Origin of the sequence: Pseudomonas sp. WHRI 8519, from assembly GCF_040224055.2 — a bacterium.
In the GTDB taxonomy this organism is placed as follows: Bacteria; Pseudomonadota; Gammaproteobacteria; order Pseudomonadales; family Pseudomonadaceae; genus Aquipseudomonas; species Aquipseudomonas putida_X.
On the sequence record NZ_CP167996.1, the window covers coordinates 2,858,208 to 2,884,404 of the forward strand.

The following is a 26,197-nucleotide window of genomic DNA, read 5'->3' on the forward strand; positions in this document are numbered from 1 at the left end:
ATCAAAAAGAGGGCCCCCTTGCTGGAGCCCTCTGTTTAGCTGAGACCGGTTATGCAGATGCTCGCTGGTCTTCGGAGTGAGGCGTGCCACCAAACGCCCTAAGATCGTAGGCCTGTCTGAGCGCCGTTTCATCATCCGAGTGCACCCGGGCCTGGGCAAAAGGCGTGTTGAGGAATCGCCGGCGCTCTGCATTGCTCAACTCAGACCAGAACCTCACCTGGCCTAGCGCATCAGGCACCCCAAACTCCCCAAGCAGGTAACCCTCTAGAGCGGTAAGGCGTTGTTGGCCGTCCAGCAGCACCTCACTATTGATCGCAAACGCTCCAGTGCGATCGGCATACGCATACCAGTCATTGACCAAGTACGAACCAAGGTCTGCCCCCATCCAAATCGAGGTAATGAACCTGACCTTCTGCTCATCCGTCCACACAGCCGGGCGCTGCCAGGGGGCGAGGGGATGACCCATGGCGAATCGGGTTGCCCATGGGTATTGGGCGCGTGCCTTGGCACGGTCGGCCGAAAATTTCTCGAGGTTGGACGCCAGTGTGTGTACCTGGTGCATGTAGAGCGTTGAATCAAGCTGGTTTTGCGGCATGCGGATGCAGCTGGAGTCGTCGGCGCCGTTGAAAATCTGGAATATTGAGCGATTAGAGGCCATTAGATCTCAACAAAGTGTTGTTTCGAGCAGCGCGCACACGGTGGGGCATTTAAGTAAAGGCGCGAATGTAGGCTTGGCAAGATAACACAAACATTACGGGGGGAAATTCAACGCGAGCAGAACCTGGTCTGCTTGGAGATCAATACAAAACAGTCCAAAACAAAGAAATGTACTGTATACGGCATGGGAAGTAGCTTCGCGTACCATATACAGCACATCGTTGCTGGCCGCTAAACCGGCAGTGCATCTTTGATAAATGCTCATTCATTTTTCGTTGGTATGGAGATAAAGCGCAACAAGACACTCATGTCTTCCCGCAAGCGGAGCGCGCAGGCCTGCGGCTGAAGGCGTGAGGATGGCAGCCCGAAGGGTGGCTTGGTTCACAACAGCCGTCCCCTAAGGAGAACGCTAGAAAGAGTGATTAGGGGAGGGTGCTGGACAGACTGTCAGTCCTCACCCCTCGTTCTTGAGCGCTTCCGGTGTGTCGGATCGACTAAATGCATTGCGGCTTCACGACTACGCAAGACCTGTTCGCGGATTTCCTCGGGATCAATCGACATCCCGCCGCGATCAGTGACCCGCAAGGTTCTGAGTTGGTTGAGTGCTTCGATGAACTCGCGCTCACGCCTAATCTCACTCTTTGGCCTGAGATCCGGGAAGATGATATCCCAGATACAATACAAGAAATCCATGGCGCACAGCCTCCTAGGAATGAAGCTAGAGTTTAAATTTCCGCCCGCAACTACTATGGAGAAGGTGGGGCTCTTAGCCCCTGTCCCGCATGCCGACACCTCGCACAGAAAGGCTACGTTCTTGGTCATGCGAGTGATAGTAGACGTTCTGAGTGGTACTGAGACTGCTATGGCGCAAGTCCATCTGCAGATCCTTAGGGCTACGCAGCGGCGCATCGAACGTCGCAGAGGTATGTCGCAGCCAGTGCGCAGAAGCTGCACGCAGGCTATTCATTTCATGCTCTTGACGCTCCTCAACGCGCATACGCGCCAAAGCGTTATCGAATACTGATTGGAGTAGGGCGCGCACTTGTCGCCCCGATAGTCCTGAGCGACCTCGAAGCGTCATCAGCAGAGGCGTCTGCTCATTCCATTCTGGCAACGGCGACAGACCAACAAACCGGCGGTAGCGCGTCAGGTAATTGGAGACGTACTCATCCCTGACTGCGACCTTCCCGGCCTTGTTGCCTTTCCCGACCACGTGGTACCACCAATTGCCCTCTGGATCCTGGCGAAAATCACCCATGACCGGATGCCAATTCGGCCGGCCAACAATGTCGGAGACCCGGAGATACATCGCAAACAGTGTAGCGACGATGAACAGAGTGCGCTCGTGCCGCTCTGGCTCATCATGAGCCATCCGTTCGGCGGTCTCCAGCACGTAGTCCCACTGCAAGGGCGTCAGGGCGCGATTCGAGCCCTCCTCTTGCGGCGTTCCACGGTTGAGGGAGCGCTTCTTGATCATCCGGAAAGGGTTCGCCGCAGCTGTCCCGTCTTCGATCATGTATTCAAAGAACCGGCTGCAGATCGTATAGATCTGGTTTAGGGTACTAGGAGAAGGCTTATAACGAGTGACGCTCGAGCTCACGCCAGGCTTTGCATCTCGCGAGGAAGCGTCGAGTGCTGACTTCAGTTCACTCGATGAGTCCTTGGATTGCTTCAGGCTGAACGGCCTCCATTTCTCGTTTGGCATGACAGGATCACCCCAAGCGGACTCGGTCTGATCACTGGTCACGAACCGGCCACGTACGACCGGGCCAATCCAGTCCGCTGGAGGATTACGGCAGAACTCCAGATAGTCTTCAGCATCTTGGCGTTTGAGCTGATCAAAAGGCTTCTGCTTGATGATCAGTGCCCATAGCAGCAGCCGCTCTACATGGGTTCTATAAGAAGTGAATGTCAGGCTGTTATCAGAAAAAGCTCTCAGAAAGTCACGGGCTGTTAGGTAGCCCTTGATGGCGTCTACTGGAGCTGGAAACTTCTCGATGTAGTCACGCACGCAAGCCATACCAGGTGTACGCAAACTAAAGTCCAAATCAATAAAGATTTCATAAGACTCGAATAGAGGCATTGGCTGCGTAGACATTGTGGTGCGTTACCGTGTGGTTTTGCTGTAATAAGAAACTTCCAGTAATGGAAGTAATTGGAAGTTAGGGCAGGGTGGATGTGCCTGTTTCATGCGCCTTCGTCTCCTCTGTCCAAAATCGATTGACATTGATCGATGTTAGCCTCTGACAGCCAACGATGCAACTTTCACTTCCTCGACTGAAAAAGCTTATGACATGGCTTGACAGATGATTTCAATATAGCTATCTGTGCGCAACACGGTTTTTCCGCTAATTGTTTTAAATCTCCCATTCGGACTATCTATTTTTGTAATTGGGCGCTCTGATTTTTTGGCTCATTGGTATTTCGTTTCTTGGTTAGCTTGCCTGCTCATTGTCAGGCCTCGACCATCGGACACTCTGCATTTTGACGTAGACACGAATTCGAGTATTTAAGTCGATATTGCCAGGCTTACATCTTCTCCGCGTTTTGTGGATCACTGTCGACGTTATGGCTAGCGGTGGCTACTGCGAATTTCGCACTGACTTCCTAAAACTCATTCAGCGCACCGTGTCAATTGTTCGATAATTATTGCGAATAATTGAAATCCTAGCGGGAAACTCCGAGCCCAAGAAAAAATGGAAAATCACGAATGGTTTTTCCATTCAAAGATTTAAACGGAAAAACCATTTGGAATGTCCACTCGTTTCTTTGAATCATAGGAACCCCCCCGATTTAGGGGGGGCAGGGAGTTTCGGGCGGGAATCGGCGTATGGAATTTCCATTCATTGTTTTGAAGGATGACCGCAAAATCCTAGGAGGCGTCGATCAGGCTGTGCGGTGCTATCGTTTCGACATCCGTGTCGATAAGAGTGTTTTCGAGGAGCAGGAGTGCCATCTGGAATCCGTGTGCGCAATTAGGTGGATATGGTGCAGGCCAGGAATTACGAGGGTTTGAGCGTGTTTAACAGCGGCAGCCGTGATGGGTTTAGGGCGCTCCGTTTGATTCGGCCCAAAGCCGCTAGGGGCTAGATTGAAAATATAGAGAATATTGTGCGGGTTGGTTTTTGCATGGAATGTCCACTCATTACGTCTTAGGAATTGGTGAGTCGGAATGTCCACTTAAATCTTTAAATGTCGCTGGGGCCCCTGTGTTACGCGGGCTCCAGGGTTGGTGAGGTTTCGCATCCTCTAATCTGACTCCACTAATTTCTCCTTGGGCAAGGGAGCTATTCCATGTGGAGCAATTTATGAAAAATCTAGTTAAATCAGTATCTTAGGCTTCAATGGCCATAGGATTTTTCCACTCATTTCATTGAACGATCAGGCCGGCTCAGGGCATTCGGTGTGCTGAAGCGCCCGGAATACAAGGGCTTGAGGCCGTTAGGGGCGACTTTCCACTCAAAACGCGATTGGTGCAGCAAGCGACACAGATGTCATGGAGCAGTACCAAGATACGCTATTTAACATAATATGCATTATGCGCACCCTCGTATGGAGCTACCGGGGCCGTGGGTGGGCAGATTTGGAGCCAGGCGCTGGCCTTCATCACGCGCGCTGCAGCTCGGGCCTGGACCTCAGCGATGTGATTCACCACAAATTGATCCTGCGAGCCTCGTTGCTTGCAATCGCCAACCACGTTCGCCGACGTCCACCGCAGCAACCTCATCAGCGCCGGATTGGAAAGCTTTCAGCAAGTCCACTCGTACTGATACCGGCTGTTGGTGACACATCCCCATAACGTCGCACGAACCTTCCTGGCTATCCAGGGCCAAGGTCTTGCGAATCGCTGCGGGCATATTTGGGTGGATTATTGCCGATTGACTGCAGGTGCTGGTGAGCCGCTTTGAGTGCTAACACGTCGAGCTTGTGGGTTTCGCCGGACGTAACTCGGTGCTGATCAGGCACGGAAATAAGCTTTTTAGCAGGATTCCCATACCGATCGCTGCAGTTACCATAGCCACATCAGGACGTTTTGGACGTCCGCAAGCTCAGTGCTTGACCTATTTAAGGGCGCTTCCAAGCATCCAGCCTGGAAAGTGAGTCATTGAATGCGCTCCTTAATGGTGACCGCCGCTGAAGGTAGCCCACCAATTGAGCTACCCGTAGCTCACTTTTGAACGCTATCGTGAAAACGTAAGTGCTAGCGATCACACATGAGCTACCCCCAGCTCACCAGATCAGCTACCCTGCCCTTATGATATAAATCTAAGGAATAACTACACTAAATATTCATTTAGTTTAGTTATATTGGGATGGCCATGATCTACCAGCCCTTGCTACATGTTAATGGTGGTACCGCCTTGATTAATTTTACTTAGATCAAGGCGATTTCGCCTCCATGTCAAACGACTCGTAAGCCTCCCGGGCAGCGCCAACGCCCCTGCCCGGCTATCAACTTCAACTCCCAATCGAATCCCTATGGGCAATGACCAATCCTGGATCTTCGAGAAAAGAACGACATCCTGCTCTGCTTCAAACCTGCAGCGCCCGCGGCCTCAAGCTCCGTTGTTCTCCACCCGTCTCAACCGCAGGCTGCAGTTGGAAGTCAAAGCACAATTCGGCAAAACGCCCTTCCACGCCTCGTTTGGCCGCCAAGCCAGCGTCTTCGATGAACTTCACTTCGCCGACGAGCCCTTCGCGTGTGGCATAGGCAAAGTCATCCCACAGGTACTTATCCCCTGACAGGTTGATTTGCGTCGTCAGATGGCGGTACCCCGGTGCCGAGATGAAGTAGTGGATGTGCGCGGGTCGCTGCCCATGACGCCCGAGCAAGTCAAGGCACTCCTGAGTCGGCCCCTGCGGGTCACACCCATACCCCGAGGGCACGATACTGCGGGCCCGGTAACGGCCTTCGGCATCGGTCACGATGCGGCGGCGAAGATTGAACGCCGACTGCGATTTGTCGAAGTACGAGTAGTTGCCTTTGGTATTGGCTTGCCACAGGTCAACGATGGCCCCGGCGATCGGCTTGCCTTGCAGGTCGATGACCTGGCCCTCGATAAACAACGTGGTGGCAACGCCGTCCTCCGTACCATCATCCATGCGTGCCTCGCCCTCGCACAGCGGGGCCCCGGCAACGTACAAAGGCCCCTCGATGGTACGCGGGGTGCCGCCGGTGTGGCCGACCTGTGCGTCCCGGGCGTCGTTGAGCAAGTCCAGGAAATGCTCGAGGCCCAGGCCGGCGATCAGCAGCGCGGCCTCTCCACGGCCACCCAGGCGGTTGAGGTAATCGATGGCGCGCCAGAATTCGTCATCGGTGATCTCGAGGTCTTCGATCAGGCGTGCGCTGTCCTGCAGGATGCGCAGCAGGATCTGCTTGACCCGAGGGCTACCCTGATCGTTATCCAACCCGGCAGCTTGTTTGAAGAACGCCTGCAGGTCGGCGGTTTGGGAAATTTTGACAGTCATGATGGGATCCTCATCTTGTTCTTATGATTCACAACAGCGAGCGTGGCGACGCTCAGCGATCATCTTCATGAATCGACGAAGGATGGCGGCACAGGCCGGTCACTTCGATGTCCATGTAGGGGAATAAAGGCAGTTGCATGAGGGTGTCGTGCAGCGCTTCGACACTGTCCACATCGAACACACTGAAATTGGCGTAGTGGCCGGCGATGCGCCACAGATGACGCCATTTCCCCTCACGCTGCAGGCGCTGGGCCAGTTCCTTTTCATCAGCCTTCAAGCGGGCAGCCACTTGCGGGTCCATGTCCACTGGCAGCTTTACAGTCATCTTTACGTGAAACAGCATTTGCCCAATCTCCTATAAAGGTTTCAAGTACGGCGGAATCTGGCCAGGCGCTCTTCATCGAGCGTCAACCCCAGGCCCGGCGTGGCAGGAACATGCAGCTGGAAGTCGCGGTACACCGGCGCTTGGGTCACGATTTCCTCGGTGAGCAGCAGCGGGCCGAACAGCTCTGTGTGCCATTGCAGCTGATCCAGGGTAATGAACGCGTGTGCCGATGCCAGGGTGCCCACAGCCCCTTCCAGCATGGTCCCGCCATACAGCGCAATGCCGGCTGCCTGGGCGATCTGGGCCGTGCGCAGTACGGCGCGGGGGCCGCCATTCTTGGCGATCTTCAGCGCGAAGATGCTGGCAGCACCATCGGCCGCCAGGCTGAAAGCGTCCTCGACACTTTCGATGGATTCGTCCGCCATGATGGGCGCAGGGCTGCGCTGATTCAGGCGCACCTGCCCTCCCCGGTTGATCCGTGAAATCGGCTGTTCGATCAAGTCGATACCGTTTTCACCCAGCACCTGGCAGCCTTTGATGGCCTGCGACTCGCTCCAGTATTGGTTGACGTCGACACGGACGCTGGCGCGGTCGCCCAGGGCTTTCTTGATGGCCACCACATGGGCAAGGTCATGCGCGAGTGCGTTGGCGCCAATCTTGAGTTTGAAGATGCGGTGGCGACGTTGCTCGAGCATACGCTCGGCTTCTTCGATGTCCTTGCCGGTGTCACCACTGGCAAGGGTCCAGGCCACTTCCAGCGCATCACGCACCCGGCCGCCCAGCAACTCGCTGACCGGTAGTCCCAGGCGCTTGCCTTGGGCATCGAGCAACGCCGTTTCCACTGCAGAACGGGCGAATGTGTTGCCCTTGATGGCTTTGTCCAGGCGCTGCATTGCCGCATTGATGTTCTCCGCGTCCTGGCCGATCAGCAAAGGCGCGAAGTAGCTGTCCAGGTTGCTTTTGATGCTTTCCGGGCTTTCGTTGCCATAGGCGAGCCCGCCGATGGTGGTGGCCTCCCCGATACCCTCGATGCCATCGCTGCACAGCAAGCGAAGAATGACCAAGGTTTGGCCGCGCATGGTGTGCATCGCCAATTTGTGTGGCCGAATGGTCGGCAGGTCGACAATGATCGTATCAAGGCGCTCGATCCGGGCTGCTGTCATTTCAGGTTCCATCTCGCAAGGTAGAGGTAAGGATCGCCAACAAGGCTTCAATACCCATAGGATCTTGTTTCGTGTACCTTAGGATCGACCTTCGACATTCGTTGAGTCCAATATTGTTTCAATCTCGCACCATACCTGGGAGGTATTGTGGAGCTCAGGCATATTCGTTATTTCCAGGCCGTTGCGCAGACCCTGAATTTCACCCGCGCGGCAGAACGCCTGCATATCGCCCAGCCGCCCCTGAGTCGGCAGATTCAACAATTGGAAGAGCATTTGGGCACCGCATTGCTGGAGCGCAGTCGACCGTTGCAGTTGACCGAAGCCGGCCGCTTTTTTTATGAGCAGAGCGACACGTTGCTCAAACAGCTTGAGCAGTTATGCGAAAACACCCGGCGCATAGGTCAAGGTCAACGCCAATGGCTAGGCATAGGATTCGCCCCGTCAACCCTGTATGCCGTGCTGCCGGAACTGATTCGAGAACTTCGGCGCGATGCAGACCTGGAGCTGGGGCTGCAGGAGATGACCACGTTGCAGCAGATCGAGGCGCTCAAGAGCGGCCGCATCGATATAGGGTTTGGCCGGATTCATTTCGACGACCCGGCTATCCATCAGGAGGTGTTGCGTGAAGACCCACTTGTTGCGGTGTTACCCGTTGGGCACCACTTGATAGGCCAACCGATAACGCTGGAACGTCTGTCGAAGGAACGCTTCGTACTCTACCCAGCCAACCCTCGGCCCAGTTACGCCGACCATGTACTGGCGCTATTCGCCAACCATGGCATGGGCATCCAGGTATCCCAATGGGCCAACGAGTTGCAGACCGCCTTGGGTCTGGTGGCGGCAGGGCTTGGCATTACCCTCGTCCCCGCCTCGGTCCAGCAGCAGCACCGCGCCGACTTGACCTACGCACGGCTGGAAGAAAGCCAAGCCGTCTCTCCAATCATCCTCAGTCGCCGAGCCAGTGACATCAGCCCGATCGTTCGGCGTTGCCTGGCAATCATCTCGACCATCAATTAATGACACCCTGCCCCACCTGGCAATTCGGGCAAAGTCGGCCGATAAAAACCGTGCTGCGGTCGTGATCCATCTGTCGGTTTTCCCATTACGCCGGCTGATCATCTGTCGCTCGATCGCACTCCAAAGTGCATCTGACGCCAAGGAGAACCGTGATGAACCCACTAATGAAAATGGGCGGCGGTAATGCCCAAGATGACTGGCCTGAACTGGATCCGGACCAGCCTGACGATCGAGTGGACGACCCGGATGCTGACCCGAATCTCACCGATGATGAAGAGCAGCATCCAGGCGTACCAGCAAGCGACCCCGAATCAGGCGCCTGACGCTAGGGAGCGGGCGAGAAACCCGCTCCATTTCCCTCAACTGCTAATTGCAGAGTCACTGACCGGCTGGTTGGGTTTACCCCCAGACAGCCGCCAACTCACTGCGGTAATGCCATAGCGTTCAGCCATGGGTTTACTGACTTTCTTGATTTTTTCGCGGCCGAACTTAGGAATGATGCCAACACCCGCATCACAACTGGCCCAATGCCAGGCTTCGGTATTATCCATCCGCTCCATGCGGATGATGAAACTGCGTGGCTGGCCATGCAGTTGGTAGTCAATTATGTACAGCTGGGGATTAGGCATCACGGGGCCCTCCTCTCTCCATGGATGACTCATTCATTGAGTGATGCCCATTGGGAAAGATTCAAAATAATTGTCCAACAATTTCTGCCTGCACCCTCTCGCAAAGCAGCGGGTTAGGTGCATCGCCAAGTAGCAGGACTCCCTTGCTGCAGCGCCCCACTGGTCATCGAGCCATAGGCCAATGCGCGGATGATTGGGTGTCCCTGCAAGGTCGGAGGCCGAGGCCGCTGGTAGCACCGGCAGGCCTCGACGACCGCGACCCTTCAATTCGTCTGGCGCCCCCCGCCATGGCTGCTCTGCCCGCCCTTGCGGCCAGCTTGCGAGGCGCGCTCCCTATCATTGGCAAAGTTGCCACCCGACGCCTGCCCGCCCTTCTGGCCTGCACGGGAAGCCCGTTCACGGTCATTGGCAAAGTTGCCCGGGTTGGTTTCCTTGGTGCCGCCACGTTGTCCAGTACGCTCTTGATCACGAGCCATGCCGTTTCTCCTTGCGATGGGATGGTGGGACGCATGAATCTCTGCCATGCCCTTTTTCCGAACCGTCGAAGCACAGGAATACTCAATTCGATCGTGGGCAGCTGACCGGTGGCACGAAACACCGCCTGGGAAAATGTTTGCGTACCAGCCTATTTGCCCATGCTCCGCATGTCAGGCATGCACACTCCACTGGGTCACCTGCGAATCGATCGGCATCTCATCGACGGCATGAATCAGGCCGCTATCGAGTGCCTCCTGAGGGTCCAGTATCCGCGGGTAAGCCATCAGGTAGCGTTGAACGTCCAGCGTTTCGGCACTGCCTGCGGTTCTTTCGGCAACGATCTGGGCATACAGCCGCAAATCATAATCCAGGCTCATCGCATATTCGGCCATACGCGCATGGTCGACCGCACCGTGTAATGTCCAGTGAAATGGGTGAAACAGGAACTTGCTCATCGCGCAGGCGGTACGGCGCTCGCCCGCCAGAAACAGGATGTTACCCATCGATTCCACGGTGCCGAGGTTGTGCGTGTGCACGGGTACCGGCAGGGCGCGCAGGAAGTTGTACAAGGTAAACCCATAGCTGCATTCGCCGCCCATCGTAGCGATGTTCAACTGAAGCACATCGCCACCCTGGTGCATCACTTTGGAGCAGGTACTGATCAGGTTGCCACAGGTGGACGAATTGATCGGGCCGGTGAAGTGAATGATGTGTCGGGCCATGCTTACCTCCAACGTGGGGGTCATTCCCGTAGGGTGAACAGGCCTCTCTTTGCGCCAGCGCAAGGTATTCTTCAGGCCTGGTTTGCGGTGGAAACGTGAGCGGGTGCAAAGTTCCCTGGCGCGGGCCAGATCGCCACTGGTCAACCATCCTGAACCGTTTGCGGTCGCTGCGTGTCGCTAATAATGGGACAGCAATGAGGACCACAGTGTGAGCGAGATCCGCATCGGCATATCCGGATGGCGCTATGGCCCCTGGCGCAAGGACTTCTACCCCAATGGCCTGCGGCAGGATGATGAATTGGCTTTTGCCTCGCGCGCCGTTAACAGCATAGAGATCAACGGGTCGTTCTATAGCCTGCAGACCCCGGAACGTTATGAGCGCTGGCGGGACGATACGCCGGACGACTTCGTCTTTTCAGTCAAAGGGCCCCGCTTTATCACCCACGGCCGGCGCCTGAAGGACATCGAACAGCCGCTGGCCAACTTCTTTGCATCTGGCCTTCTATCGCTGGGCGATAAGCTTGGGCCGATTTTGTGGCAGTTCCCCCCGAACATGAAATTCGACGCGGACCGCTTCGAGCGTTTCCTGGCGCTGTTGCCTCACGACCACCAGGCGGCGAACGCCTTCGCCCGCAACTGTGCAGAACGTTTACAGCACAATGGCGGCAGTCCCATCGACGGCAATACCCGCCTGCGTCACGCGGTGGAAATTCGAAACGAGAGCTTTCTGTGCGAGACGTTCGTGCAGTTGCTGCGCAAGTACCGGGTGGCGCTCGTAGTCGCCGACAGCGCGGGTAAATGGCCTTATGTCGAAGACGTGACCGCTGACTTCGTGTACCTGCGCCTGCATGGCGATGTCGAGCTTTACAGCAGCGGCTACACCGCCCGCGCCTTGCGCCGTTGGAAGCAGCGTATCGAATGCTGGAGCCGCGGCGAGCAGCCGGATGATGCCCACCTGATCGTCGATCAGCCGCCACCCCGGCGTGCTTCACGGGATGTGTACTGCTACTTCGACAACGACCAGAAGGTACATGCCCCTTACGATGCACGCCGCCTTCTGGACAAGATGGATCTCAATGGCCACTTGGTGACAGAACCGGGTGTCACACCGCAGGTGGAACTGTGAACAAGACATTGCCTACACCCACCAGCGTCATCGACCGGATCACCACGGTGCATCGTCTCAACGTATTGACGATCAACGTGCACAAAGGCTTCACCGCGCTGAACCGGCGTTTCATCCTGCCCGAATTGCGCGAGGCAGTGCGCGCCACCGATGCCGATCTTGTGTTCCTGCAGGAAGTCCACGGCAGCCATGAGCACCATGCCCTGCGCCATGCCGAGTGGCCCGACACCCCGCAGTACGAATTTCTCGCAGACAGCATGTGGCCGCAGTTCGCCTACGGCCGCAATGCGATTTACCCGCATGGTGACCATGGCAACGCGCTGCTGTCCAAATTCCCAATCGCCGAGCACCGCAACCTCGATGTATCGATCCATGGCAACGAACAGCGCGGCCTGCTGCACTGCCGCCTGGACGTGCCAGGCCACGAGTCGGTTCATGCCGTCTGCGTGCATCTGGGGTTGCGTGAAGCCCACCGGCAGCGCCAGGTCAGCCTGCTGCTCGACTTGCTCGACAGCTTGCCTGCCGACGCACCTGTGATTGTCGCCGGGGACTTCAACGACTGGCGCCTCAAGGCCGATGCTGTGCTCTCGCAACGCCTCGTGGAAGCGTTCGGTGAGCACTTCGGTAGCCCTGCCCGCAGCTTTCCGGCGCGCTTGCCGCTGCTGCGGCTGGACCGTATCTACTTGCGCAATGCCAAACCAAGCAAGGCGCAAGTGCTGTCTCATTATCCCTGGTCACACTTGTCTGACCATGCACCGTTGGCTGCGGAGATCGATCTGTGAACAAACCTTGGGTAGAGGGCAACAGCGTCGAGCTGTTGATCAATGGGGAAGGCTATTACCCGCGTGTGTTCGAGGCGATGGCCCAGGCGCGCGAAGAGATCCTGCTGGAAACGTTCATCATCTTCGACGACAAGGTCGGCCAACAGCTGCAGCGGGTGCTGATCGAGGCGGCGCGCCGCGGCGTACGGGTGGAGCTGGCGGTGGACGGTTACGGCACAGCCGACCTGCCGGATGAGTTCATTGCGGCCATGACAGAAGCAGGTGTGCGGTTTCATGCATTCGACCCGCAACCGCGGGTGGCCGGCATGCGGACCAACCTGTTCCGGCGCCTGCACCGCAAGATCGTCGTTATCGATGGCGAGCTGGCGTTCATTGGCGGGATCAACTACAGCGCCGATCACCTTGGCGATTATGGGCCGATGGCCAAGCAGGATTATGCGGTGGAAGTGCGCGGGCCGGTGGTGGCGCAGCTACACGCTTCCAGCCGCCAGCTGATGGCCCCGGTGCTTGAACCGCCTAGCCAGGTGCGCCCGCTTACCCAGCCCGCTGGCCAAATCAGCGCTGTGCTGGTCGAACGGGACAACACGCGCCACCGCAGCGATATCGAGGCCTGCTACCTGCAAGCCGTGCGCGCGGCACGTCAACGCATCGTGATTGCCAATGCCTACTTCTTTCCCGGTTACCGCCTGTTGCGTGAATTGCGCAATGCAGCGCGCCGCGGTGTAGAGGTCACTCTGATCCTCCAGGGCCAGCCGGACATGCGCTGGGTCCGCGCGCTGTCGCGGCTGCTGTACAACTACTTGCTGCGTGACGGCGTACGCATACACGAGTACTGCCAGCGCCCCCTGCACGGCAAAGTCGCGTTGGTGGACGATGAATGGTCGACGGTAGGCTCCAGCAACCTTGACCCGTTGAGCCTGTCGTTCAACCTCGAGGCCAACCTGCTGATACGTGATCGGGCATTCAACCAGCACCTTTACCAACACCTGACCTCGCTCGCCAGCGACCACTGCAAGGCGGTGACGCTGGAGCGCATGATCCGTGGCTACTGGTGGCGGGCGCCGCTGATCTTCATCGGCTTCCACCTCACCCGCTACTTCCCGCGCATTGCCGGCTGGTTCCCGGCGCACCGGCAACGCTTGAAATCTGTCCAGCCTGAAGTCCAGGCCCAGGGCGACCTGCACGAGGGCAATACCTGATGAAGCACAAAGACTGGCATATCTGGGGCAAGCGCCTGCTGACCCTGTTGTTCATCGTGCTGATTCCGGCGCTGCTGTACATGCTGGCGCGCAACCTTGACTGGAACGAGGTTCGCCAATCACTGGTCGACTACAAGCCAAGCACGTTGATTATCGGCTTGGGTCTGGCAGTGTGCAGTTACCTCACATTCGCCAGCTACGACCTGCTGGCACGCGCCTACACGGGCCACCACCTGCCGGCGCGGCAGGTGCTGCCGGTGGCCTTCGTCTGCTATGCCTTCAACCTCAACTTCACGACCTGGGTCGGCGGCGTTGCCTTGCGTTATCGGCTATATGGGCGGTTGGGCCTGGACACCGGCACCATCACCAAAATCCTGACCCTGGGGCTGCTGACCAACTGGATGGGCTACATGCTGTTGGCCGGCACGGTGTTCGCCTTGCGCCTGGTCAAGTTGCCGGACAGCTGGGCGGTGGGTGTGACCGGGCTGCAGTTGATCGGTTTTCTGCTGCTGGCTGTGGCGCTGGCCTATCTGCTGGCCTGCGGTTTTGCCAAGCGTCGTACATGGCGTGTGCGCGACCATGAAATCACCCTGCCCTCGATGCGCCTGGCGCTGTGCCAGGTGGCGCTGGGTGCCAGCAACTGGGCATTGATGGCCGCACTGATTTACTGGCTGCTGCCCGGTGACCTGTTCTACCCCTCGATACTCGGCATCTTGCTGATCAGTTGCGTGGCTGGCATTGTCGCGCATATTCCCGCTGGATTGGGTGTGCTCGAAGCCGTGTTCCTGGCGCTGCTGCACGGCCAACTGGGCCAGGGCAGCCTGGTGGCAGCATTGCTGGGCTACCGTACGCTCTACTACCTGATCCCGCTGCTGCTGGCGGTGATCACCTACCTGGTACTGGAAAAACGCGCCCGCGCCATGCGCCAACGCGGTGAAGCGACCCTACGCAAGACTTGACCACGGGCCCTGAGCCCGGGAGGTGGCACATGCGTTTATCCCTGCTGATGGTGGTGTTGGGCGTCCTGGCCAGCACAGAAGTGCTGGCTGAAGCGTGCGAAGTGATAACGCGGTCCTCCAGCGAAGCGGTCAAGCCCGTTGAGGGACGGACCTGCTACAGCTTCAGCGACATGCCGGCTGAAGCGATCAATTGGTCGTGCAGCAATGAAAGTAAAGAGATGCTCAGCACCGAGAAGCGCAAGGTGCCGCGCTGCGCCGATGGCAGTGTCGGTAGCTGCATCGCACCGTTGACCCAGGAAACCCTCGCCAACCCGAAATCGGCAGGGCGTGACGAGGCCTCCACAAGCCCGGCGCTGTCCAAGGAAGCCCGGGTGATGACGTACTACTACGACACCCCAAGCCTTGGACAGGCCCGTGCCGATTGCGAGCGTAATAACGGGATCTGGCAAACGCATTGACGGTCGGGCATAGCTGAGCCCCAGCAGCTGGTATGGCCAGCTCTGGGGCGTGTGCTACAGCAGTTATCTAGCTATTGAAGCCGTCACGGGGAAATCGGGTCGCTGGCCGGGAAAGTTTCATCCAAGGCATTGTCAACCTTGCTTTCATTAGGCTGGGCCGCGTCACCGCACTTGCAATCACTCATGCGGCACGTTTCACCGTTACGGTGCCCGGACGCACAGGCCTCACAGCAGTAGGCCTTTTCGTTCTGCATGCGGGCATTCTCGTCCACCATGCACGAACAGTTCCCACAGGCACATCGCCGCTCATTCATGGTCAGTTCCTCGGCTCGTCATCAACCACTTCATCCGTCCAAGGTTCACCGTCCAGCGGCGCGGACCGTGCCAACTCGGCTTCATCCAGGCCAATGCCACCACCGATCTCCTGCGCATCGACTTCACGCAGGTTCTGGTCTGCGGGGCCTTCGTCATCACCCGGTTCGTAAGGGTCGCGCGCGCCGGTCTCATCCAGCAGGGTGCCAGGGCTCAGGTCGTCGTCGGTGACGTTATCTTCATGCACGCTGTCGGTCAGTGTCTCACCGCCGGTCATGCCACCTTCTGCGACGCGACGCGCCGGGAAGTCCTTCGCCACTTCCGCGGCTGGGCGCTCATCCCCTATGCGCCCCTCCGGGCGGTCACTGAAGTCCAGCTCGTGCACGCTGCCCATGCGGTCCTCGGTGTCATCGATTTCGCTGGGGGTATAGGGCTGGCGATCATCGGGTCGGCTCATTTGGGCTCTCCATCAGGGGGTGTGTTCGGTCGACTGCGAGTGGGCCTGGAAAATTCAGAGTTTTTTGCCCGCCCGCGGGCAATCGATTTTTTGAACTCCCGCCCTGCCCGCTGCCTCCCAAATGAGAGACCGCCACCCCTGGGAGCCTTAGATGAAGGCCAAGCCCCTGCAGGAATATGAGCGCAAGCGCGACTTCAATGCCTCGCCCGAACCCAGTGGCAAGCGCGGCCGTGCAAAACGTCACCAGGCCCTGCAGTTCTGCATTCAGAAGCACGACGCCAGCCACCTGCACTACGACTTCCGGCTCGAACTGAACGGTACGCTGAAAAGCTGGGCCATCCCCAAAGGGCCCTCTCTGGACCCCAAAGTCCGCCGCCTGGCGGTGCATGTAGAGGATCACCCGCTCGATTACGCCGATTTCGAAGGCAATATCCCCCAGGGGCACTATGGCGCCGGCGATGTGATCGTCTGGGACCGTGGCATTTGGGAGCCAGAAGGCGACGCGGACCAAGCCTACAGCAAGGGCAAGCTGCGCTTTCGCTTGAAGGGTGAAAAGCTCGGTGGCGTGTGGAACCTGTTCCGCACCCGTCTTTCAGGCAAGAAAGAGCAGTGGATGCTGGTCAAGTCCGCCGATGCACAGGCACGCAGCGAGGCCGACTACAGCATTGTCGAAGCGCAGCCCGACAGCGTGATCAGCGATCGAACGCTCGTGCCGCGGCAAAGTCCCAGCGCCAAACCTGCCAAACCTGCCAAACCTGCCAAACCTGCCAAACCGCCCAAGCGCAAACCAAACGGCGCAGGCAAGAAAACAGCCTTGCCCGCGCAACTGCAACCGCAGCTTGCGACCCTGGTCGATTCGCCTCCCGCTGGCGACTGGCGCTATGAGGTCAAGTTCGACGGCTATCGTGTGCTCGCCCGTATCGAAGGCGAAGACGTGCGCCTGTTCACCCGTAACGGCCACGACTGGAGCCATAAAATGCCCCGGCAGGTGGCCGAGCTGCGTGCTTTGGGCCTGGACAGCGCTTGGCTGGACGGCGAGATGGTGGTCAACGGCGAGAACGGCGTGGCCGACTTCCAGGCATTGCAGAATGCCTTCGATACCGAGCGCGACGAGCAGATCGTCTACTACCTGTTCGACCTGCCCTTCCTGGGTGGCCAGGACCTGCGCGCATTGCCACTGGAAGACCGGCGCAACGCATTGAGTGACCTGCTTGAGCATGATCAGTCCGATGTTCTGCAATTTTCCGCCGACTTCGAGCAGCCGGTCGAGTCGCTGCTCGACAGCGCCTGCCGGCTGGAGCTCGAAGGGTTGATCGGCAAGCGCGCCGGCAGCCCCTACACAGGGCGGCGCAGCGCGGACTGGATCAAACTCAAGTGCAAGCAGCGCCAGGAGTTCGTCATCGTTGGGTTCACGGACCCGAAGGGGAGCCGCAGCGGCTTCGGTGCCCTGTTGCTCGCCCTTCATGACCCAGACAGCGGCGAGCTCCGTTATGCCGGAAAAGTCGGTACCGGCTTCAGCGCCACCACGCTCGAGAGTATCCATGCTCGCCTCAAGCCTTTGGAAATCCGCAAGCCAGCCCTGCCCCGGCCACCCACCGGGGCGGAGGCTCGGGGTGTTCACTGGCTCAAGCCAGAACTGATGGCCGAGGTCGCGTACGCGCAAATGACGCGCGACGGCGTAGTACGTCATTCGGTTTTCCACGGGCTGCGCGACGACAAACCTGCCAGCGCCATCGACCTGGAGCGCGCCATGCCAGCCAAGACCCTGCCCAAAACCAGGCGTAGCAAAGCGCCAGAAGACTTGGGCGACCTGCGCCTGACGCATCCGGACCGGATTATCGACGCCAGCATTGGCGCAACCAAGCGCCAGGTTGCCGAATACTACGCCGGCGTCAGCCAGTGGATTCTCCCGCAGCTCAAGGACCGGCCGGTCGCGCTGGTACGGGCGCCAGAGGGCCTCAACGGCGAACTGTTCTTCCAGAAAAACGCCGATCAGCTGCATATCGCCAATGTGCTCAGTTACGACAAAGCCGAGGCCGGCCAGGCGGCGATGGTCATCAACCGCGCTGACACGCTACTGGGCGCCGTGCAGATGAACATGCTCGAGTTGCACACCTGGAATGCCACCGATAAGGACTTCGACAAGCCCGACCGCTTCGTGCTCGACCTCGATCCGGACCCGGCACTGCCCTGGAAGGCCATGATCGAAGCCACTCAGCTGGCCCTCACCCTGCTCGACGAACTGGGCTTGAAGGTGTTCCTCAAGACCAGCGGCGGCAAAGGCATGCACCTTGTAGTGCCGTTGACCCGCCGTGCGGGCTGGGATGAGGTGAAAGACTTCAGCCATGCCATCGTCAATTACCTGGCCAAGTTGTTCCCCGACCGGCTGAGCGCAGTGTCCGGGCCGAAGAACCGGGTCGGGCGGATCTTCATCGATTACCTGCGCAACGGTAAAGGCGCCACCACAGCCTGCGCCTACTCCCTGCGGGCCCGGGAAGGCTTACCGGTGTCTGTGCCGATCTGGCGCGAGGAACTTGCCCAGCTCAAAGGCGCCAACCAGTGGCATATCGGCAACCTGCACGAACGCTTGGCCGAGGTCGATGACCCTTGGGCGGACATGGGCAAGACCCGACAATCGATCACAGCGCGCATGCGCAAACAGATGGGAATGACATGAGCATCACTCAGGATGTTGACCTGAACACCCTCGATAGCCTGCTGCGTACGTTCAGCGAGCGCGCGCAGCCTTTGAACCTGGACAACAAGCTGTCGCAACTGATGCAGGCGCTGAAGGCGGACCATCTCGACCAACTGCCGCTGCCGGGCCAAGGGCATACCTTGCAACGCTGGCAGACGTTGGCACGTATTGCCGGTTGCGACCTGGCGCTGGCCAAAGTGTACGAAGGCCATACCGACGCACTGGCGATCCTCGCCGAATGCGGCGCCGCACACCTTGCGGGCAACGCAATATGGGGCGTGTGGGCCGCCGAGCCCCCTGATGCGCGGGCTCGGATCATCGAGCGCGACGGCGACCAGGTGCGCCTTGCCGGCAGCAAGGCCTGGTGCTCAGGTGCCTTGCAGATCGACCGCGCGCTGATCACAGCCTGGGCCGAGGATGACGACCAGCCGCAGTTGGTGGCGATCGAACTGGCCCATCCCGGCCAGGGGGTGCAGGTCGAGCATTGGCAAGCGGTGGGCATGGCGACGACCGCCAGCATTGAAATCACCTTCGAGGATGCGCCCGGGATCGCCGTAGGCCAACCCGGGCAGTACCTGTCGCGCCCCGGTTTCTGGCACGGCGGTGCGGGCATCGCCGCCTGCTGGTACGGCGCAGCGCAGGCGCTGGCCGATTACTTGCGTGAGCGTTGCTGCAAGCCAAACTCGGATCCCCACGCCCAGGCACACCTGGGGGCAGTGGATGCCGCGTTGTACGGTGCCCGTGCGGCACTGCGCGAATGCGCCACGTGGATAGACCGCCAGCCCAACGCCGACGCCAGCTTCGAGGTACGCCGTGTGCGTGCCCAGGTAGAGCAGGCTGTAGAGCAGGTGATCCACCATGTGGGGCGTGCGTTGGGCGCAACGCCGTTCTGCCGCAGTAGCCACTTTGCACGGCTGAGCGCCGACCTCCCGGTGTTTCTGCGCCAAAGCCATGCAGAACGTGACCTGGCCGCACTTGGCCAACAGCTGGCCCAGGTGCCGGCAGGAGCCTGGCAACTATGAGTGAGAACCTGATCAAGGCCAGTGAAGGCAGGCCGTGGGCCGAGTGGCAGCAGTCTGCACACTTGGCGCGGGCGAGCTGGATCACGCCGGAGCAATTACTACCCGCAGGCCGGCGCTTGGTACTGCTGGCGCCCCACCCCGATGACGAGATCCTCATGGCCGGTGGACTGTTGGCCGGGCTGCACGGCCGCGAACAGGACGTGCTGCTGATCTCCGTCACCGATGGTGAAGGAAGCCACCCAGAATCGGCGACCTGGACCGAGCACCGCCTGCGCCGTCAACGGCCACTTGAAAGCCGGCACGCCCTGCAGCAGCTGGACCTGGACCTCAACCGGCTGGACTGGCGGCGCCTGCACCTCAAGGATGGGGCGCTGTCACGCGACGAAGCGTTCCTGGTCAATCACCTCAACCAACTGCTCAAGCCCGATGATGTGCTGATGACTACCTGGCGCGGCGACGGCCACTGCGACCACGAAGCGCTTGGACGGGCGGCAGCGCAGGCTGCCCTCGCGCGCCAGGTGCAACTGGTGGAGGTGCCTGTGTGGGCCTGGCATTGGGCACAGCCTGACGACCCGCGCCTACCCTGGCAACGGGCACATCGCATCGAGCTGGACGAAACACGGGTTGCGCGCAAGCGTCAGGCCTTGGCGGCGTATCACAGCCAGCTGGAGCCCGACCAAGGGCGGGCGCCGGTGCTGCCTGCCGACCTGCTCGATTGCATGCTGCAACCCTTCGAACTGGTATTCCTGTGAAGGAGTTGTCATGAGTATCGATGCGCAATATTTCGCCGACCTGTATTCCAGCAATGACGACCCCTGGGCGTTTCGCACCCGTTGGTACGAACGCCGCAAGCGTGACCTGCTGATGGCCAGCCTGCCGCGCCAGTGCTACCAACGGGTCTTCGAACCCGCCTGTGCCAATGGCGAGCTGAGCGCAGCGCTGGCCGATCGCTGTGCCGAGCTGCTGTGCCAGGACCTTGACCCTACTGCAGTTGCCCTGGCCCGTCAGCGCCTGGCGGGGTTGCCCAATGCTTCCGTCGTCGCTGGCCGCTTGCCGGCGGACTGGCCGGGCGGCAGCTTCGACCTGATCGTGCTCAGCGAAGTGGGTTACTACCTGAACCCTACCGACTGGTTGCAGGTGATCGAGCAGTCTGTTGCGAGCCTGACCTATGACGGTGGCCTGCTGGCCTGTCACTGGCGCCATCCGATCGCAGGCTGCCCCCAGGATGGGCGTGAAGTGCACCAGCTGCTGGCCAAGCATGTGCCGTTGTACCCGGTGTTTCGCCATGAAGAGGCGGACTTTTTGCTGGAATACTGGTCAGCCGAGCCCAGCGTGGTCGACCTGGACGAGACATGCTCATGATTGCCGTCGTCATTCCTGCCCATAACGAAGCGCGACGGCTGGGGCGCTGCCTCAAGGCCATGGCAGCGGCGGTAGCCTTGGCCGAGCAGGCAGGGCATCAGGTTGAAGTGTTGGTGGTGCTGGACCGTTGCCGTGATGCCAGTGCGGCGGTGGCCGCGCGCTTCGGTGTACGCACGCTGGCGGTGGAAGCGGGCAGTGTCGGCATGGCCCGCCGGCTTGGCGCGGCCCTGATGCTGGAGCGCGGCGCCCAGTGGCTGGCCTGCACCGATGCCGATAGCCAAGTGCCCTCGCACTGGTTGCTGTGGCAACTGGCGTGCACTGCTGAAGTGGTCTGCGGCACGGTACATATCGAACACTGGCAGCCGTGGCAGCGTGCGGCGCTGCGCAAGCTGTACCGCAGCGGGTATCAGGCCTGTGAAGGCCACCGGCATATTCATGGGGCCAACCTGGGGGTCTGTGCCCGCGCTTATGAACGTGTGGGCGGCTTTCAACCGCTGGCGGCGCATGAGGACGTGCAGCTGGTCCGCGACCTGGAGGCTAGCGGCGCGCAGATCGTCTGGACAGCCAAGCACAGTGTTGCGACCAGCAGCCGAAGGGACAGCCGGGCGCGTGAAGGGTTTGGGGATTTTCTGGCAGGGCTGCAGGTGCGTTTGGGCGGTTGATCAGCTGGACCATGCTCTTCGGAATTCTTCAGATAGAGCGCCGCGTGGATGGCGCTCTATCTGAATGATGCCGTGCTAACAAGGCAGGCAACCCGCCCAAGCGTTCATGAAGCTTTACGCGTACGCTTGGCAGGTTTCTTTTCGGCAGGTGCTTTTTTCGCAGCTTTGCCACCGAGGCTGCGCTTGAGCAGTTCGGTAAGGTCGATGATATCGGCGCTTTTTTCGGCTTCGCCCCCCTCGCCCTTGTCCACCACACTGATCTTGCCTTTGCTGGCCTTCTCTTCCACCAGGTCCATGATGGTCTGGCGAAACGCATCATGGTAGTCATCCGGAGCCCACGAACCGCTCATGTCCTCGACCAAGCGCTTGGCCATGGCCAGTTCGCGCTTGTCGAGCTTGGTGTCGGTCACGCTGTTGTCCAGCTCCAGCGTATCCAGCCCACGTACTTCCTCCGGCCAGCGCAACGTGATCATCACCAACGCGTCATCCAGCGGCCGCAGCAATGCCAGGTGTTGACGTGTGTGCAGTACGACCGTGGCCAGTGCCACCTTCCCAGTGCTCTGCAGCGTTTCGCGCAGCAAGGCGTAGACTTTGCCGCCGCGGCGGTCCGGGCTCAGGTAGTACGGCGTATCGAACTGCTGCAGCGGTATTTCGCTGGCAGCCACGAACGAAAATATATCGATCGTCTGGGTCGCTTCCGGCCTCGCCTTGCGGATCTCTTCTTCGCTGATCACGACATAGCGGCCTTTCTCGTACTCCACGCCCTTGACGATGTTGTCCTTGTCGATTTCCTTGCCGGTTACCTTATTGATCCGTTTGTAGCCGACCGGCTCCATGCTGCGCTTGTCCAGCCAGTCGAAGTCCACGCGCTCGGTGCGCACCGCCGTGTTCAGTGATACCGGGATATGCACCAGGCCGAAACTGATCGCACCTTTCCAGATTGCCCTGGCCATGACGTGCCTCCTAGGGTTGCAGGGGATGACCGGGCTGGCAGTAGCGCAGCGCGCCACAACGCTCGCAAAGCTGGCACTGCAGCCCGGGCACTTCGGGTTTGACCATGGCACGCCAATGGCAGCCACGCAGTAGGCAGACAAAGGTCATCAGCCACCTCCTCGGCCCGCAAATGTCGGGCACTTACCTGAAATGACTGCGCGGCGGGCGGAAGGTTTAGCCCAAGTGCCCTACGGGTTTGCTACAGACACTGGCTTGGCTGTCACGCCTGATCAGGTTCCGCTGCTGAACAGCACGCGCTTGAACGCCGCGGCGGCCAGATGCACCTGCACGGACCAGTCCTGGGCCGCATCGCTGCCGGCATCATCGGAAATGTATTTCAGGCACACGAACGGAATGCCTTCATTACGGGCGATCAACGCTAAAACATAGGCTTCCATGTCGACGATGTCGTACGGGGCATCCCCGTGGCTGACCTCAAAGCTGTCGCCGCTGCCGCAAGTGCCCAGTGGCAGCCCCTCTATCGCGTGGCCATGTTCGAGCAGCACCGGGACGTCCGACAGCGGCGTCTGGTAGCGGGCGAAGCCCAGCGCAGTCACATCCATGTCGCGTTGCACGAAGCGCGTGCAGCACACCAGCTCCCCCTTGCCGTACCGCTGGCTGCCTGCCGACCCAAGGTTGACGATCAGTTTGGGCCGCTGGCGCTCGATCGCCTTGGTCAGGGCGATGGCAGCATTGACTTTGCCGATGCCGGTGAACACGGTATGGACGTCAGCGAATACGCTGCCGGCTTCCGCCTCGAGGGCAAATACGAACAAGGTGTCGGCCAAGGTAATGGCGGGAAATTGCTGGGTCAGCATCATGGCGCAGGGCGTTCCGAATGGCTTGCTAAGGGCGCTGCCATTGTCGGTGAACGCTAACTGATTGCAAGCCCCGCAGTGGTGGCAAGGCGCACGAGCGCGTCACGCACTGCGGTTGACCGTCAGCGCCACGGCAGCGATGCGCTCGACATGCTCATAACCTGGCTGGAGCAATTGTTCGCCGAACACGTCCGGGTCGACCTCACGGTACACCCAGGCCCATTCAGGCCCCGCCAGGCGCAGGCGAATGGCCTCGAGCAGAGGATCACGGCCTTCGACCATCGCCACGCCGGTGTACAGCAGCAGTGACCCGCCAGGGCTCAGACGCTCGCACGCTTGCTCGATGATGCGCAGTGACAGATCGGCGCCCAGAGAACCGCCACCGTGGCGATACTTACGCTGGCCGTCATCGAGCATGTAGGGTGGGTTTGCCACGATCAGGTCGAAATGGCCACTGATGCCCGCAAGGAGGTCACTGTGGGCAATGGATACATTGCTCACCCCCGCCAGCGCCGCATTGATCGCGGTGTACCGCAGTGCCAGCGGGTTGATGTCCACAGCGCTGACCTGGGCATGTTGCGCCGCGCGCGCGATCAGTAGGGCACCGACGCCGCTGCCGCAGCCAATGTCCACCGCGTGTTCGACCCGTACCGGGCTGCGTTGTAGATGGTCATGGATGACCTGGGCGAAGCGATAGCTGTCAGGGCCGAAGAACACCGCATCAGCCGCCTCGGTCGGGTAGGCGGAATGCACCAGCAGCAGATCATCCAGGCTGGACCAACGTACCCGGCTGCGCAGCAGGTCACCGTCCTCGTACAGCACGTGCGCGGTGCTGAGCTGGTCCAGCTCGTCGGCACTGATCAATGAGGCTGGGAATGGGCGGCTCCAACCAAACACGTCACGCAGGTTTCCCGCGCGCTCGGCGCCGGCGCGGGCATTGTTGTAGGCATGGGTGGCAGGCGTTACGCAGGTGAACCGGTAACCGTCAGCGCGCAAGCGTCGGCCGAGTTGAAGCAGGGCTTCGTCGGCCCGGGTTTGTTGCGGGTCAAGCGTCATCAGTGCGGTCCCTCCTCGCCAAGGCCTGTGGCACGCAGGTACGCCCGAGTGGCGGCAAGCCCCTGCGGCAAGGCGTGCTGATTGCCTGCCATGCGCTCGATCAAGGTCTCGATATCAATCACTTCATGGCGTTGTTCGCCATTGGGCTGCTGGTGCAAGGCAGCTTCCCAACTGCCCGGCGGCACGCGGCGCACCGTGCTTTGCCAGTCGCCGGCAATCCAGTCGTGCCACAACTGCTTTTCGTAGGCATTGAACACCCCGAACATCGGCGCGCCCGGGCCATCGATCAGCGACCACCAGCGGCTGTCGGCGGGGTTCTGCCCGCGTTTGATCCAGCCCTGCGCCACTAGCGCTTGCAAGAATCCCGGTAGCGCCGAGGGTTCACTAAGCCATTGGTTGACCGTGCGCTGCTGCAGTCGGCAACGGTCAGCGTGCATGAACTGCCCGAACACGCGCTTGCGCTCCAACGCAGCCAGCAATTGGGCTTCAAGGTCGAAGGTGCTGATCAGCGTCGGCGTGTCAGTACCTAGATCATTGAGGCGGTAGCCGTGCCTGACTCGGCGGTAGAACACCTCGGCATCCTGTGCCGGGCACAGTTGCTGAACCGCCTTAATGGCCTTGCTGGAATGGCCACTGGCAGCATTGTCGATCGTGACGTGAAGCTGGAAATAATGGCCGTCGATACCCAGCTCGGCCAGTTCGTGAGTGGTGATCAGCAAATGTAAAGGCGGCTGCTCGTAACCCAGGTTGTACCCAATGATTTCGGGCAGGAACCATTCCACACAGCTGCCCAGCGCCAATTGCACGGCCCCTTGCAGGTAGCGCTCGTCCTCCAGAGGCAAACCCTCCAGGCAGCCGAGCCTGCCCAGCAACCGCTGGTAGATCAACACATGATTGCAATGCGGATCGCCGTCACCCAGCTCCTCGAGGTAGGTGCGGATCAGGCCGTGGTAGCGCGGGTCTTGCCAGTGGCGCAGGGCCCCATGAAGCCAGGCGCCATCGACGACCTTGGTCGGTGCGACCTGTTGCAGGAACCACAGTGCCTGGGCGCGGTTGGCAAAATACCGCCGAGGCGCGCCTTCACGGCGCTGGGCCAGGTAGGCGGCGTGTTCGGCTGCAACCTGTGCGGCGTGACGCGCGCTCCATGCCTGCAACTGATCAGGCGTGTCCGGCAGGTCATCGGCCATGGCGTTCGCCTTCGCGAACTGCTCGGCGAGCCACTGACGTGCAGTGGTGTAATCACCGGATAAAAACGCATGGTAGCGGCTGCTCAGCGGCTGTGCGGTTGGCGCCGGCGCCTTGGAGGGGTTGCTGCGCGTCAGAACCGTCATGCCTCGCTCCTTTGTCGACTATTGGCTCTGGCCTTCGCGTGGCATCGGCTCAGGGCCAGGTGCAGGTTGTGGCGCAGGCTTTTCATCGGGCTGCTGCATTTGCAGCGAAGGTTTGCTGTGGTCGGCATCCTCCGCCGGGTGATCGGGGTCACGATCGAAACAACCGCCGAGCAGCGTCAGGCTGCTCAAGGCAATGATGATGGCTGTGGTGCGCATGGGGCGTCCTCTTTCTAACTGAACGCGGTGCCGAAGCGTCCGACACCGCGCTCTCGTCACTTACGAGCGGCCGCCTTTCTGGCCCGACTCGCGGTCTTTGTGCATATCGGCATCCTTGCGGCCCGACTCACGGTCGTGGGCCATGCCGGAGCCTGAGGACTGCCCGCCCTTGCGGCCAGCTTCGGAGGCTTTTTGCCGATCGTTGGCGAAGTTGCCGGGGTTCTTGGTGCCACCCTGGCCGCCCTGGCTGCCGGTGCGGCTGTTGTCTTTGTTTGCCATGGTCTGAA

General features: G+C 59.9%; 30 protein-coding genes. 12 read left to right on the forward strand and 18 right to left on the reverse strand.

Annotation, left to right across the window (positions count from 1 at the left end; all coding sequences use genetic code 11):
* Positions 1-49: 49 nt before the first annotated feature.
* From ABRP30_RS13105 to ABRP30_RS13130, 6 genes are all read right to left on the reverse strand, one after another.
* Complete coding sequence (locus ABRP30_RS13105; protein ID WP_349975375.1) at positions 50-658, reverse strand: DUF262 domain-containing protein; 609 nt, start codon at positions 656-658, stop codon at positions 50-52.
* A gap of 446 nt (positions 659-1,104) precedes the next feature.
* Positions 1,105-1,350 carry a hypothetical protein gene (locus ABRP30_RS13110; protein WP_349975374.1) on the reverse strand — a complete coding sequence of 82 codons (246 nt, stop codon included), beginning with the start codon at positions 1,348-1,350 and terminating at the stop codon, positions 1,105-1,107.
* Positions 1,351-1,423: 73 nt separating this feature from the next.
* Positions 1,424-2,755 (reverse strand): site-specific integrase, encoded by a 1,332-nt coding sequence (locus ABRP30_RS13115; RefSeq protein WP_349975373.1) that lies wholly within the window; start codon positions 2,753-2,755, stop codon positions 1,424-1,426.
* A 2,435-nt stretch (positions 2,756-5,190) separates the two neighbouring features.
* Positions 5,191-6,126 carry a catechol 1,2-dioxygenase gene (gene catA / locus ABRP30_RS13120; RefSeq protein ID WP_349975371.1) on the reverse strand — a complete coding sequence of 312 codons (936 nt, stop codon included), beginning with the start codon at positions 6,124-6,126 and terminating at the stop codon, positions 5,191-5,193.
* 52 nt (positions 6,127-6,178) lie between these two features.
* Entirely contained in the window at positions 6,179-6,469 is a 291-nt protein-coding gene (gene catC / locus ABRP30_RS13125) for a muconolactone Delta-isomerase (protein WP_014756783.1), read from the reverse strand.
* Positions 6,470-6,492: 23 nt separating this feature from the next.
* Entirely contained in the window at positions 6,493-7,614 is a 1,122-nt protein-coding gene (locus tag ABRP30_RS13130) for a muconate cycloisomerase family protein (protein ID WP_349975369.1), read from the reverse strand.
* Between the two features lie 147 nt (positions 7,615-7,761).
* Here ABRP30_RS13130 and ABRP30_RS13135 point away from each other — a divergent pair, with 147 nt between their 5' ends.
* Together ABRP30_RS13135 and ABRP30_RS13140 are read left to right on the forward strand one after the other, a co-directional pair.
* Entirely contained in the window at positions 7,762-8,631 is an 870-nt protein-coding gene (locus ABRP30_RS13135) for a LysR family transcriptional regulator (protein WP_349975368.1), read from the forward strand.
* A 152-nt stretch (positions 8,632-8,783) separates the two neighbouring features.
* On the forward strand, positions 8,784-8,954 hold the full coding sequence (locus ABRP30_RS13140; RefSeq protein ID WP_349975367.1) for a hypothetical protein: 171 nt from the start codon (positions 8,784-8,786) through the stop codon (positions 8,952-8,954).
* A gap of 36 nt (positions 8,955-8,990) precedes the next feature.
* Here the strand turns inward: ABRP30_RS13140 and ABRP30_RS13145 are convergent, their stop codons facing one another.
* From ABRP30_RS13145 to ABRP30_RS13155, 3 genes are all read right to left on the reverse strand, one after another.
* A complete protein-coding gene (locus tag ABRP30_RS13145) occupies positions 8,991-9,260 on the reverse strand; it encodes a DUF6555 family protein (RefSeq protein ID WP_349975365.1) in 270 nt (89 codons plus the stop codon).
* Positions 9,261-9,523: 263 nt separating this feature from the next.
* On the reverse strand, positions 9,524-9,784 hold the full coding sequence (locus ABRP30_RS13150) for a general stress protein (protein ID WP_372490461.1): 261 nt from the start codon (positions 9,782-9,784) through the stop codon (positions 9,524-9,526).
* 123 nt (positions 9,785-9,907) lie between these two features.
* Positions 9,908-10,459, reverse strand: coding sequence for an ATP-dependent Clp protease proteolytic subunit (locus tag ABRP30_RS13155; protein ID WP_241803415.1), 552 nt, complete (start codon positions 10,457-10,459; stop codon positions 9,908-9,910).
* Positions 10,460-10,667: 208 nt separating this feature from the next.
* Between ABRP30_RS13155 and ABRP30_RS13160 the strand changes: the two genes are divergently transcribed.
* The 5 genes from ABRP30_RS13160 to ABRP30_RS13180 are packed head-to-tail and all read left to right on the forward strand — an operon-like array spanning position 10,668 to position 14,983.
* On the forward strand, positions 10,668-11,585 hold the full coding sequence (locus ABRP30_RS13160; RefSeq protein WP_349975363.1) for a DUF72 domain-containing protein: 918 nt from the start codon (positions 10,668-10,670) through the stop codon (positions 11,583-11,585).
* Entirely contained in the window at positions 11,582-12,367 is a 786-nt protein-coding gene (locus ABRP30_RS13165; protein WP_267815945.1) for an endonuclease/exonuclease/phosphatase family protein, read from the forward strand. The genes ABRP30_RS13160 and ABRP30_RS13165 overlap by 4 nt, the downstream gene beginning before the upstream one ends.
* Complete coding sequence (gene clsB / locus ABRP30_RS13170; protein ID WP_349975362.1) at positions 12,364-13,566, forward strand: cardiolipin synthase ClsB; 1,203 nt, start codon at positions 12,364-12,366, stop codon at positions 13,564-13,566. Before ABRP30_RS13165 ends, clsB begins: the two co-directional genes overlap by 4 nt.
* Positions 13,566-14,525 (forward strand): lysylphosphatidylglycerol synthase domain-containing protein, encoded by a 960-nt coding sequence (locus ABRP30_RS13175; RefSeq protein WP_349975361.1) that lies wholly within the window; start codon positions 13,566-13,568, stop codon positions 14,523-14,525. The genes clsB and ABRP30_RS13175 overlap by 1 nt, the downstream gene beginning before the upstream one ends.
* 29 nt (positions 14,526-14,554) lie before the next feature.
* On the forward strand, positions 14,555-14,983 hold the full coding sequence (locus ABRP30_RS13180) for a hypothetical protein (RefSeq protein WP_349975360.1): 429 nt from the start codon (positions 14,555-14,557) through the stop codon (positions 14,981-14,983).
* 83 nt (positions 14,984-15,066) lie between these two features.
* Here the strand turns inward: ABRP30_RS13180 and ABRP30_RS13185 are convergent, their stop codons facing one another.
* Together ABRP30_RS13185 and ABRP30_RS13190 are read right to left on the reverse strand one after the other, a co-directional pair.
* On the reverse strand, positions 15,067-15,297 hold the full coding sequence (locus tag ABRP30_RS13185; RefSeq protein ID WP_349975359.1) for a metallothionein: 231 nt from the start codon (positions 15,295-15,297) through the stop codon (positions 15,067-15,069).
* 2 nt (positions 15,298-15,299) lie between these two features.
* Complete coding sequence (locus tag ABRP30_RS13190; RefSeq protein WP_349975358.1) at positions 15,300-15,752, reverse strand: phosphotransferase system, HPr-related protein; 453 nt, start codon at positions 15,750-15,752, stop codon at positions 15,300-15,302.
* A 151-nt stretch (positions 15,753-15,903) separates the two neighbouring features.
* Between ABRP30_RS13190 and ligD the strand changes: the two genes are divergently transcribed.
* Genes ligD through ABRP30_RS13215 form a run of 5 tightly spaced genes read left to right on the forward strand, consistent with a single transcriptional unit; the run spans position 15,904 to position 21,496 of the window.
* Positions 15,904-18,429, forward strand: coding sequence for a DNA ligase D (ligD, locus tag ABRP30_RS13195; RefSeq protein WP_349975357.1), 2,526 nt, complete (start codon positions 15,904-15,906; stop codon positions 18,427-18,429).
* Positions 18,426-19,472 carry an acyl-CoA dehydrogenase family protein gene (locus tag ABRP30_RS13200; protein WP_349975356.1) on the forward strand — a complete coding sequence of 349 codons (1,047 nt, stop codon included), beginning with the start codon at positions 18,426-18,428 and terminating at the stop codon, positions 19,470-19,472. Before ligD ends, ABRP30_RS13200 begins: the two co-directional genes overlap by 4 nt.
* Positions 19,469-20,224, forward strand: a complete 756-nt coding sequence (locus ABRP30_RS13205) for a PIG-L deacetylase family protein (protein WP_267815961.1) — start codon at positions 19,469-19,471, stop codon at positions 20,222-20,224. Before ABRP30_RS13200 ends, ABRP30_RS13205 begins: the two co-directional genes overlap by 4 nt.
* Positions 20,225-20,234: 10 nt before the next feature.
* Positions 20,235-20,834, forward strand: coding sequence for a class I SAM-dependent methyltransferase (locus tag ABRP30_RS13210; protein ID WP_349975355.1), 600 nt, complete (start codon positions 20,235-20,237; stop codon positions 20,832-20,834).
* A complete protein-coding gene (locus ABRP30_RS13215; protein ID WP_349975354.1) occupies positions 20,831-21,496 on the forward strand; it encodes a glycosyltransferase in 666 nt (221 codons plus the stop codon). The genes ABRP30_RS13210 and ABRP30_RS13215 overlap by 4 nt, the downstream gene beginning before the upstream one ends.
* Positions 21,497-21,600: 104 nt before the next feature.
* Here the strand turns inward: ABRP30_RS13215 and ABRP30_RS13220 are convergent, their stop codons facing one another.
* The 7 genes from ABRP30_RS13220 to ABRP30_RS13250 all read right to left on the reverse strand — a co-directional run bounded on the left by ABRP30_RS13220 (position 21,601) and on the right by ABRP30_RS13250 (position 26,189).
* Positions 21,601-22,449, reverse strand: coding sequence for a Ku protein (locus ABRP30_RS13220; protein WP_349975353.1), 849 nt, complete (start codon positions 22,447-22,449; stop codon positions 21,601-21,603).
* 10 nt (positions 22,450-22,459) lie between these two features.
* Positions 22,460-22,597, reverse strand: a complete 138-nt coding sequence (locus tag ABRP30_RS13225; protein WP_241803428.1) for a PSPA7_2676 family Cys-rich small protein — start codon at positions 22,595-22,597, stop codon at positions 22,460-22,462.
* Between the two features lie 122 nt (positions 22,598-22,719).
* Positions 22,720-23,310 carry a 5'-methylthioadenosine/S-adenosylhomocysteine nucleosidase gene (locus ABRP30_RS13230; protein ID WP_349975352.1) on the reverse strand — a complete coding sequence of 197 codons (591 nt, stop codon included), beginning with the start codon at positions 23,308-23,310 and terminating at the stop codon, positions 22,720-22,722.
* A gap of 99 nt (positions 23,311-23,409) precedes the next feature.
* A complete protein-coding gene (locus tag ABRP30_RS13235) occupies positions 23,410-24,363 on the reverse strand; it encodes a class I SAM-dependent methyltransferase (protein WP_349975351.1) in 954 nt (317 codons plus the stop codon).
* A complete protein-coding gene (locus ABRP30_RS13240) occupies positions 24,363-25,694 on the reverse strand; it encodes an iron-containing redox enzyme family protein (protein WP_349975350.1) in 1,332 nt (443 codons plus the stop codon). The genes ABRP30_RS13235 and ABRP30_RS13240 overlap by 1 nt, the downstream gene beginning before the upstream one ends.
* A gap of 18 nt (positions 25,695-25,712) precedes the next feature.
* Positions 25,713-25,910: a hypothetical protein gene (locus tag ABRP30_RS13245; RefSeq protein ID WP_349975349.1), complete on the reverse strand. Its 198-nt coding sequence runs from the start codon at positions 25,908-25,910 to the stop codon at positions 25,713-25,715.
* Positions 25,911-25,970: 60 nt separating this feature from the next.
* Positions 25,971-26,189, reverse strand: coding sequence for a general stress protein (locus tag ABRP30_RS13250; protein WP_241803433.1), 219 nt, complete (start codon positions 26,187-26,189; stop codon positions 25,971-25,973).
* Positions 26,190-26,197: the final 8 nt, after the last annotated feature.

What these genes read in the sequence shown, in the direction of transcription:
- ABRP30_RS13110 (WP_349975374.1), bottom strand. Translation starts at nt 1,350, where the DNA reads ATGGATTTCTTGTATTGTATCTGGGATATCATCTTCCCGGATCTCAGG.
- ABRP30_RS13150 (WP_372490461.1), bottom strand. Translation starts at nt 9,784, where the DNA reads ATGGCAGAGATTCATGCGTCCCACCATCCCATCGCAAGGAGAAACGGC.
- ABRP30_RS13220 (WP_349975353.1), bottom strand. Translation starts at nt 22,449, where the DNA reads ATGGCCAGGGCAATCTGGAAAGGTGCGATCAGTTTCGGCCTGGTGCAT.
- ABRP30_RS13200 (WP_349975356.1), top strand. Translation starts at nt 18,426, where the DNA reads ATGAGCATCACTCAGGATGTTGACCTGAACACCCTCGATAGCCTGCTG.
- ABRP30_RS13115 (WP_349975373.1), bottom strand. Translation starts at nt 2,755, where the DNA reads ATGTCTACGCAGCCAATGCCTCTATTCGAGTCTTATGAAATCTTTATT.
- ABRP30_RS13155 (WP_241803415.1), bottom strand. Translation starts at nt 10,459, where the DNA reads ATGGCCCGACACATCATTCACTTCACCGGCCCGATCAATTCGTCCACC.
- ABRP30_RS13215 (WP_349975354.1), top strand. Translation starts at nt 20,831, where the DNA reads ATGATTGCCGTCGTCATTCCTGCCCATAACGAAGCGCGACGGCTGGGG.
- ABRP30_RS13250 (WP_241803433.1), bottom strand. Translation starts at nt 26,189, where the DNA reads ATGGCAAACAAAGACAACAGCCGCACCGGCAGCCAGGGCGGCCAGGGT.
- catA (WP_349975371.1), bottom strand. Translation starts at nt 6,126, where the DNA reads ATGACTGTCAAAATTTCCCAAACCGCCGACCTGCAGGCGTTCTTCAAA.
- ABRP30_RS13105 (WP_349975375.1), bottom strand. Translation starts at nt 658, where the DNA reads ATGGCCTCTAATCGCTCAATATTCCAGATTTTCAACGGCGCCGACGAC.
- ABRP30_RS13180 (WP_349975360.1), top strand. Translation starts at nt 14,555, where the DNA reads ATGCGTTTATCCCTGCTGATGGTGGTGTTGGGCGTCCTGGCCAGCACA.
- catC (WP_014756783.1), bottom strand. Translation starts at nt 6,469, where the DNA reads ATGCTGTTTCACGTAAAGATGACTGTAAAGCTGCCAGTGGACATGGAC.
- ABRP30_RS13240 (WP_349975350.1), bottom strand. Translation starts at nt 25,694, where the DNA reads ATGACGGTTCTGACGCGCAGCAACCCCTCCAAGGCGCCGGCGCCAACC.
- ABRP30_RS13225 (WP_241803428.1), bottom strand. Translation starts at nt 22,597, where the DNA reads ATGACCTTTGTCTGCCTACTGCGTGGCTGCCATTGGCGTGCCATGGTC.
- ABRP30_RS13130 (WP_349975369.1), bottom strand. Translation starts at nt 7,614, where the DNA reads ATGACAGCAGCCCGGATCGAGCGCCTTGATACGATCATTGTCGACCTG.
- ABRP30_RS13140 (WP_349975367.1), top strand. Translation starts at nt 8,784, where the DNA reads ATGAACCCACTAATGAAAATGGGCGGCGGTAATGCCCAAGATGACTGG.
- ABRP30_RS13145 (WP_349975365.1), bottom strand. Translation starts at nt 9,260, where the DNA reads ATGCCTAATCCCCAGCTGTACATAATTGACTACCAACTGCATGGCCAG.
- ABRP30_RS13175 (WP_349975361.1), top strand. Translation starts at nt 13,566, where the DNA reads ATGAAGCACAAAGACTGGCATATCTGGGGCAAGCGCCTGCTGACCCTG.
- ABRP30_RS13185 (WP_349975359.1), bottom strand. Translation starts at nt 15,297, where the DNA reads ATGAATGAGCGGCGATGTGCCTGTGGGAACTGTTCGTGCATGGTGGAC.
- ABRP30_RS13235 (WP_349975351.1), bottom strand. Translation starts at nt 24,363, where the DNA reads ATGACGCTTGACCCGCAACAAACCCGGGCCGACGAAGCCCTGCTTCAA.
- ABRP30_RS13210 (WP_349975355.1), top strand. Translation starts at nt 20,235, where the DNA reads ATGAGTATCGATGCGCAATATTTCGCCGACCTGTATTCCAGCAATGAC.
- ligD (WP_349975357.1), top strand. Translation starts at nt 15,904, where the DNA reads ATGAAGGCCAAGCCCCTGCAGGAATATGAGCGCAAGCGCGACTTCAAT.
- ABRP30_RS13205 (WP_267815961.1), top strand. Translation starts at nt 19,469, where the DNA reads ATGAGTGAGAACCTGATCAAGGCCAGTGAAGGCAGGCCGTGGGCCGAG.
- ABRP30_RS13190 (WP_349975358.1), bottom strand. Translation starts at nt 15,752, where the DNA reads ATGAGCCGACCCGATGATCGCCAGCCCTATACCCCCAGCGAAATCGAT.
- ABRP30_RS13245 (WP_349975349.1), bottom strand. Translation starts at nt 25,910, where the DNA reads ATGCGCACCACAGCCATCATCATTGCCTTGAGCAGCCTGACGCTGCTC.
- ABRP30_RS13230 (WP_349975352.1), bottom strand. Translation starts at nt 23,310, where the DNA reads ATGATGCTGACCCAGCAATTTCCCGCCATTACCTTGGCCGACACCTTG.